The sequence below is a fragment of the Bacillus cereus G9842 genome (genome assembly GCF_000021305.1).
In the GTDB taxonomy this organism is placed as follows: Bacteria; Bacillota; Bacilli; order Bacillales; family Bacillaceae_G; genus Bacillus_A; species Bacillus_A thuringiensis_S.
In genome coordinates, this window is the sequence record NC_011775.1 from 200,514 (window position 1) to 209,488 (window position 8,975).

An 8,975-nucleotide genomic window follows, 5' to 3' on the forward strand; every position below is an offset into this window, starting at 1 on the left:
CATTTTTTATAGGTAACGCATATTAACACCAATATACGTAACCTATAAAGTATCTGTTATAAATATAACCTTTTATATTCTCGTTGTCAATCCAAAAATCCTTTAAATAGACACGTTTATAATACGTTACCTATATTAGTTACAATAAAGGTAACCTATTAACACTTACTACAAGAATCACCACTTTTTCACCCGATTTCCAATACCTTTTTTGAAGATATTTTATAGCAACTATCTCCCCACACTCAAAAACATTGATATAAATACATTTCAATAGGTAACGCATAATAGTCACCCATTAAAATATGATAGTTTTAACTCATTTTTATAAGTACCTGTTTGATAATAAATTTGTATTTTATCCTTTTCTAATTATGGTTAATACAACCTTAAAAGAAAGTTTACAAATAGCTCATGATTAGCCACTAATATTTTAAGAGTATAAGTTCCATTTCATACCTTAACTAAAATTAGAATATGAACCATAAGATCTATACAAGGTGTTGTTACATAATGATATACAAATAGGTTTAAGCACACATACCTCAGATATGTGTGCTTAAACCTATTTTAGAACATTTACTTTATGTACACATATCTAATATCTCTATAAAACTAAGTATGGTTAGGTTTATAGAGTAATATTGAGTGCTATTTACAACAATTAATACAGCCCTGAAAACCGCAACTAAATACTTATAAAATGGTATTAAAATATAAATTTAAAGTGAGTATAATATGACACTATGAACAGATATATATATCAATGTTTTAACACCATATTTTTCTTTATATATTTCATGTTTTATAGTGCTAATCTGTTGCTGAAATAATGGGATACAGCTACCAAGAAAATTTTATTAATATAATTTCTATCAATTCAAACTACTGTAAACACGAATTTGAAAAAAGTATATAAGAGGTGACCAATGAAAAAAGATACGTGGATTTTAAAATATATAAACGGAAAAAATCATTCGGGTATATATTTAACAATTAGTGATATGTATACATTGCTATTTTTATATGAACAACGGTTATTAACTGTTAAACAACTCTATACCTTTAATTCTTTTTTTTATAATGAATCAATGAATTATAATGCTTTCCGTAATAGGCTTAACAAAATGAGTAATCTTAAATTACTAAAAAAAGAGAACTACTATTTAAAAAAGCGATATGGGTATGAAATGAACATGTTCACTATCGGAGATAAGGGCTTATTTATTTTGGAACAGGCTGGTTTTATTAAAAACGCTAAAGAGAACTTTTATATTAGTAGAAGGCAATACGAGCATACTCTGGGTATTAAAGAAGTTGTCTTACAAACTATAGAACTTGAAGCAAATCGGAAAGGATGGATATTAGGACAAAATGGCGATATTACGTATGTATTTAAGAATTTCATAAAAGAATACGGTATTGATAATTTATACCCATTCTCATTGTGGCCAAATAAACCACATTTCATATATGAATCTAATGAGTGGGGATCACATATAAATCTTGGACAGAGTGATAGAGATAAGTGGACCCGAAAGGATGATGTACTTTACTCAATACAACCTTTCCCTTTATTCAAGGATATTAAAGAGGAAGATAACAACCTTAAACCTGATTGGATATTTCGTATTAATAAGCATTTCTTGAGCATTGAAGTGGATACTGGAACAGAAAGAAATAACATAATAGAAACTAAGATAAAAAAATATATTAAACTCACTAAACTTATGCCAACAATTAATCATCACGTTATATTCTCAATAGTAGATAATTCATATCCCACTGTTTCTGATCATGGTACAAAAAAACAGAGAACTGCTAATTTAAAAGAATTAATAAAGAACATTCCTGAATTAGCAGCTTCAAATTTAAAAGTTTATGTTACACCAATGCGAAGAATTCAAGCTGTAATGTATCAAATTTTAGAGAAAACCAGACATCAAAGAATACCCGAACAAGAATTTCACAATGGAATAATTTCACGTCTCAATAATGTAATTACCTTCCCATATACAGCAACACTAATAAACACTGATGAATCATTAAAAGAATTAGGTTTTTACCATCAAGGTTTTCTTTCTAAAAAGTTACCAGTATATCATTTCCATAAAAAAGATGAACAAAATGCAAAAGGACTATTAGAATTTGATGCAATTGTGATTAAAATGCAGGAAGGGAACGTTAATAGTTATAAAGATTTATCCGAAGTTGCACAACTACTTGTACAAAACGATTCAGAAAGAGGAAAGTTGGTGATGCCAAGAGATACCAAAATAATAGCAATCTATCCTAAGGAATTAGAGGGAACTGAAACATCTGTAATGCACGATATTTTTCACTCTTCTGCTTCTAAACAAAATGTCATATTAATTCGCGAAAATGATATTAGGCAATTTAATCCTTGTTTCTTTGATATACAGCAGAGGGAGATGAAGTTATTTGAAGAATTTTTCTAAGTTTAAAATTGATTACCAGAAAATTTACTGGGCAGTAATGGTACTAATCTCACTATCCGCACTTTTTTCTTTTCGCGGGTTTGTAAAATACATTCTACTATGGTGTATTCAATTGGGATTACCCAATATCTCAATACCACTTTTAATTGGCGATCCATTAAGCATTCCATATTTTATAGAGCCAATTTTTGCATTTTCTTTATTTATTGTCACCTGGATACTATCGACAAAAATTAAGAAGCTGCAAGAGATAAAATACCGATATATTGTTTTTGGAATCACCTTTTTAGGTATGACCTTTCAATATTTATGGACGTGTAGTACACCAGTTGTAAGAACCTTAATTCCTTATTTATATTTTAAAAAGGAAATGCTATTTGTTCCGAATTACGAAGTACAAGCTGCTGTTGTCCACAATTTTGATAACTTAATGCTATTCATACTTTCGTTCCCATTAATTTTTCTGTTACTTACTTATTATTGGCTATTCAAGTTGGTAAACTCACATTGGGAAGAAATAATAAAATTATTTAAAACATGGGAATATAATATTTCACTACCATCTATAGCTGAAGTATTCCTATCTAATGATAAGCAGAGAAAAATAGCTTCCGAGATAAGCGAACAATTTAAAGATAAAAGTAAGATCCTTATACCAGAACCTGATGTAGAATTAGGACCGAATAAAAAGAATGTCATGGTTGTTATACCTGGTTTAGATAGAACATTAAATATGATTATTATTGGTGCTATTGGTACTGGTAAAACAGCTGCTTTAGGATTACCTCTAATTAACCAAGACTTACATTACATGACTTTCATGATTAACAATTTCAAAAAATTCTACAATGATAAAAATTATGTTTCTGAAGAAATTCGTGGGAAATTATTAAATGGTATTACAGTAATCGAACCAAGTAACGACCTTTGTCAGAAAGTACTTAGACTAGCTAAAGCACACGGTATCCCTGATGAAGCCATTACTTACATAGATCCAACTAATCCCAATACTCCATCTTTAAACATTTTAAACGGACCCGTAGATAAAGTAGCAGAAATGTTTGCAATGGTTATTAGTGGTCTTTCAAAAGATGCTGATTTCTTTTTCGACCAATCTCAGCGTACACATCTTAAAAACCATATATATTTGCTAATGGAACATAATCCAGAAAAGAAAGTAGATCTATCAGATTTAATTGACATGTATAATGACGCTCAACTCGTATGGAGAATGATGCAAAAGTTAGAAGATAGAATTCCAAAAGACATTGACAGTATCAAAGATAGAGACTCAAAAAATTACTGGAAAATAATGCAGTCTGTAAAAGAGTGGTTCGATAAAGCTTATGTTATTGCGACTTCTGGTTTCGGAAAAAACATGACTACAGAATATATACAATCAGGAAAATACCAAGGAGAATACAAAATTATTGATACCAAAACTGAACATGTTGTAGGATTAAGGAATATTTTAGACGATATAGGGAAAAATATACTTATGCGACGTGTTCTGTTTGATAAATCTGATTTTGATTTTGATAAGTTCCTAGAATACGGTGGCATTCTCCTCATTAATACAGCTAAAGGTCAGCTAAGTAATTTAAGTAATGTTCTAGGTAAATTTTCATTACTTTGTTACCAAAATGCAGTATTCCGTCGTCCACCAATGACTTCATCATATAATGCATTATATTGCGATGAATTCCCTGATTATATTTATGAAGATTTTGCAAAGTTCCCTGCACAAAGCAGAAAATATAAATCAATTGTCAATGTAATCTGTCAAACAACCGCACAACTTGAATTAGAATATGGTGAACCATGGAAAGAAACACTACTTGCTGCTCTACGTAATAAAATGTTATATGGAGATGCGACTAAAAAAGATGCAACTGATTTCAGTACCATTTTTGGAGCAAAGGATAAATTTGAGGAAAGTGAAAGCACACAGGAAGTTTCAGCAATGATGGATAGCCCTAATAACCGTACCGGCTTAAGTTATAAAAAAACTGAAACAGAGGTTCTATCTACTTCAGATATTATCTATCAAGATGCATTCGAATGTGCTGTTAAAATAGTTAAACATAATGTACCTATTTCCGGTCAGATTATTAAAGCTAATTTTGTACCCAAACATGAATTTGAAGAAGCAACTGTGAAAGTTGATGAAGAAGCAGCACAATATTGGATGAAGATCAGAAAAGAAGCGCCAACGCGTAAAAACTTTAAAATAAAGACTGAATCAGAAGAAATAATAAAAGAAAACATAAGTGAATTGATGGGTAAACCTACTCCTTCTATTCAAACAAATGATAAAGATGAAGAATTATCTAAAGTAATGGCAAATATTCAACAAAAATCTTTAGAATCTATGAATATTGATTTTGAATCGCCTAAAAAGAAGAAAAAGAATCGATATATACATCAACAGATTTCTCCTCACAGAGATATTGTATGGAACGAGGTAGAACCTGAAGATAATGTACCAAACAAGCCGTATATTATTGATCAATCCGCAATTACAAAAGAAAAGAAAGAAACAAACACCATTGAAGATGCATCACTAGTACCATATGAGCATATCACTAGTGATACACCACACACCAATGATGTACCACTAATAGATGAATCAGTACATCCTATTGAAGAATCAATTGAAGAACTCCCTGCTATAAATCCAAAGGAAAATAATACAGTGGTTTCTTTTGAGTCATTATTTGGCGATCCACCGAACCAACAGGATAATGATGCATCACTAAAACCAAAGGAGTTGACTGTTACAACAGCTTCAAACTCTGTAGTGGGCGTTATCGAAGATTCTTCAGTATTAAATAATGAATTATTAAAAGAGTGGGAAGACAGCCTAAAATAAAACCCGATAAAAAAAGACCTGATCCGTTCACAAGACGTAACCAGGTCTTTTTTTATTATTCGAGTGTGCATCACCAATACCTTACGCACCTATTAATAGTGCATCACTAGTGTCTCACTGCTTTTTAATGATTCACCACTAAAAACAGAAAGACGAATCTCAATTAAGAAAATCGCCTTTCTAAATTAACAAATTTATTATATTCCTTAAGAAAAGCTAACTCTACGACACCTACAGGGCCGTTACGTTGTTTAGCTAAAATTACTTCTATTGTGTTTTTATTATCTGTATCGGCATTATAGTAATCATCTCTATATAGAAATGCTATAACATCAGCATCTTGCTCAATACTACCTGATTCTCTTATATCAGACATCATTGGCCGCTTATCCTGTCGAGCTTCTACACCCCTAGACAGTTGAGATAATGCAATCACAGGTACTTTAAGTTCCCTAGCTAAACTCTTAAGCAAACGCGATATAGTAGACACCTCTTGCTGTCTGTTTTCTCCATTTTTTGAGTGGAGAAGGGTAACTAGTTGTAAGTAATCTATTAATATTAGTGATAATCCATGCTCTCTTTTTAACTTTCTACACTTACGGCGTATTTCTTCAACTGATATTCCAGGAGTATCATCTATAAATAACGGGGCATTCGAGATAACCCCCATGGCCATCATTAGTTTACTCCAATCAGTTCCACTTAAATTACCATTACGTAATGCTTGCGCATCAATATTTCCCTCTGCACAAAGCATACGTTTCATTAGTTGTTCACTTTCCATTTCTAAGCTAAATATTGCAACTGGCTCTCTAGCAATTGTAGCGACATTCTGAGCAATATTTAAACCAAATGCTGTTTTACCCACCGAAGGCCTTGCAGCAACAATTATGAGGTCACTAGAGTTCAAACCACTCATCATTCGATCTAACTCAGTGTACCCCGTTGGTATTCCAGTTAAATCACCTTTTTGATTAACCATTGTTTCAATGTTTTCATATGTGCTTGTTACTATATCTAAAGCTGTACGCATTCTGTCATCTTTAGTTTGCTGATTACTTATATCAGTCAAGAGTTGTTCCGCTTCACTAATTAACTCTTCTGTATCTTTCTCATAGTTATACGATTCTTGAGCTAACTTTTGACCGATTTTATGTAGTTTTCTTTTCCCAGCGCTATCTTTGATAAGATCTATGTAGTAATCAATTCCTGCAGTAGAAGAAACACCTTCAGCTAAATCAGCCAAATATCCTACAGATACATTACCTAATTGATTCATTTCTTGTAGTTTAGTAGTAACCGAAACAAGCTCTATAGGACTATTCTCTTGATGTAAGCTTAATATACATTCAAATACTATTCGGTTATTACTACTATAAAAATCATTTACAACTAGCTTCTGTAATACCTTTTCAATTGTATCTGGCTCTAATAAAATTGACCCAATTACAACTTTTTCTGCTTCTATATAATTAGGTATATCCATATCTCCTAATTTCATACTCATATAAATACTCCTTTATAACTTTAATAAGAATAAGTAACTCTCTATTTAGTAATAAATCTCTGTCATTATTTAGTTTCATTTCAATTTCACTTAACAATAAGATACCATATTTTATTTTAACTACTCTTATAAAAAATATTAATTTCTTTAAATAACCCGTCCCAGTAGCTTACAGTCTTATGAAATTGCACTTATTATATTTTCAAATGACTCATATGCATCTCTAATGGTGAATCACTAGTGGCTAGTTGTTCGCTAGTGATTCACCATTAGTACTGTTGTATCAATAGTGATGCACCCTTAATAGGTATATTTTTTTGAGTTATTTCATAAATTTAAAGTATCTTTTTTAAATAATGCCTCTTTAAAAGAATATATAGGCGGTGAATTGATACTTTGAATACTATCACAAAGAAAAACAGTTGGACTAAAGCCGATGACTTATTATTAGCCACTACAGTTCTATCATATGTTGAAAGGGGGGACACTCAAATAGCTGCATGTGACTATATTGCAAAACAAATAAACAAAAGTAGTGGCGCTGCACGGTTTCGATGGAATTCAAAATTACGCAAAGAGTATGCAACTGAATTATCCAAAGCAAAGATAGATAAATCAATAAAAGATAAAAATCCTAAGAGGGATCTAGAGAGTCACAATAAAGAGCCTGTATATACACAATGCATTAGACCAAACTTTATAATCGCTCCAATTCTTAAACAAATGGAACATAATCTAAATGAACTTAATAGTTACTTGATAAACTTCGAGGATAAAGATGTTCAAATTGAATCTTTACAGAACGAAAACAGAGAGTTAGTTAGTAAAATATATAAATATAAAGAGGATTACGAGGTTTTAAAGACTAAATGCAGCGATTTAGAAAGCGTAGTTATTAAAATAAAACAATTAATGCAAGCAGACTGCAAATAGAAAACCCCCGCTAACTCAGTTAGTGGGGGTTTTCTTAGCCTATTTATTATATTAGATAATGTACTTACTATATTCAATACGTTCATGTTAGCACTTAATTAAAGTGCGGTCAATATATTTTCATAGAATTACAGATCAAATTTTTCTTTTAATCGCTCTTCATATTTTTCATTTACGTAGTCTTTAATATAATCCGCTCGTTTAGCTGTATCTTCCGTTTTAAAGAATATACCAACTCTTTTTGTACGTTCATTTTCACTCTTTTTTGCCCATTCTGCTGCTGCTTCTTTTTCTAATTCAGCGCGTACTCTATGAAATGTAACCGCCTCTACAAATCTCTTTTCCCTTACAGCAGCTTTATCTTCTGGTTCTGGTAGACTTTTTAAAATCTGCTCTTTCATTTCAATTAACTCATTAAATGACTGTTGAAACTCTTGTTTCACTTGTAGTCTTGCTTGATCTACTATTTCATCCTTTAGATTAGCTATAATCTTTTCTTCCATTTCCTTAAATGCTGCAGAAGAATCAAATATATTCGTACTACTTACTTCCTCACCTTCAGGGAAAGGCCTTAAATCAAACTCATTCGGAAGAGTTTCAAAAATAGGATCAAGCATCCAACCTTTATCTCTATATTCTTTTATATACAGAGCTATTTCATAGTCTAATTGGTCATATACCTTTTTATCACTTGGTTGTACACGGTTAACGTAATGTATTCCGTTCTTTTCTAATCTTACAAACCATCTATCTATCGTGTTATAGTGAACATCAACTTTTCTTGAAAACTCATTAATTTGCCAAACGTTATCGGATATTTTTTCTTTATGATCCGTTTGACCATGTATTCCATCCATTAAATTTACCTCCTTTATCACGAATCGTTCCGTTGGTGAATCACACACCCTTACATGTGCATCCCTACAATAATAATCATTAATTAAAATTACCACTAATTCAAGTGTTTTATATTAATTTTTTAAGATTATGTACAGATTCCACGAAGTATAATCCACCAACACATTCGATAGGGGACTTTTAGTGGTTGGTGATCCACTAGTGATACTTTATTAGTAGGGGGGTTATCGTTGGTGATGCATCACTACACTAATAATTGGCTGGTAATATCTATTTTTCGCATTCTATATTTTTGTAGTTAAGAATTTCTACTTATATTATTAATGAATTAAAACCCATTTATTAA

The 8,975-nt window shown here is 31.3% G+C and carries 5 protein-coding genes; 3 read left to right on the top strand and 2 right to left on the bottom strand.

Translation table 11 applies throughout. From position 1 onward, the window contains the following. Positions 1-929 precede the first annotated feature (929 nt). Both BCG9842_RS28385 and BCG9842_RS28390 read left to right on the top strand, forming a co-directional pair. The gene (locus tag BCG9842_RS28385; protein ID WP_000711118.1) at positions 930-2,459 is read left to right on the top strand and encodes a replication-relaxation family protein; all 1,530 of its coding nucleotides are present in this window, start codon (positions 930-932) and stop codon (positions 2,457-2,459) included. Further along, complete coding sequence (locus tag BCG9842_RS28390; RefSeq protein WP_000787963.1) at positions 2,443-5,331, top strand: type IV secretory system conjugative DNA transfer family protein; 2,889 nt, start codon at positions 2,443-2,445, stop codon at positions 5,329-5,331. The genes BCG9842_RS28385 and BCG9842_RS28390 overlap by 17 nt, the downstream gene beginning before the upstream one ends. A gap of 163 nt (positions 5,332-5,494) precedes the next feature. On the opposite strand, the gene dnaB is transcribed toward BCG9842_RS28390, so the two are convergent. Then, a complete protein-coding gene (dnaB, locus tag BCG9842_RS28395; RefSeq protein ID WP_000062040.1) occupies positions 5,495-6,838 on the bottom strand; it encodes a replicative DNA helicase in 1,344 nt (447 codons plus the stop codon). Between the two features lie 396 nt (positions 6,839-7,234). Here dnaB and BCG9842_RS28400 point away from each other — a divergent pair, with 396 nt between their 5' ends. Further along, positions 7,235-7,771, top strand: a complete 537-nt coding sequence (locus BCG9842_RS28400; protein WP_001092482.1) for a hypothetical protein — start codon at positions 7,235-7,237, stop codon at positions 7,769-7,771. Positions 7,772-7,899: 128 nt separating this feature from the next. Here the strand turns inward: BCG9842_RS28400 and BCG9842_RS28405 are convergent, their stop codons facing one another. Next, the gene (locus BCG9842_RS28405; protein ID WP_000348688.1) at positions 7,900-8,628 is read right to left on the bottom strand and encodes a hypothetical protein; all 729 of its coding nucleotides are present in this window, start codon (positions 8,626-8,628) and stop codon (positions 7,900-7,902) included. Positions 8,629-8,975 lie beyond the last annotated feature (347 nt).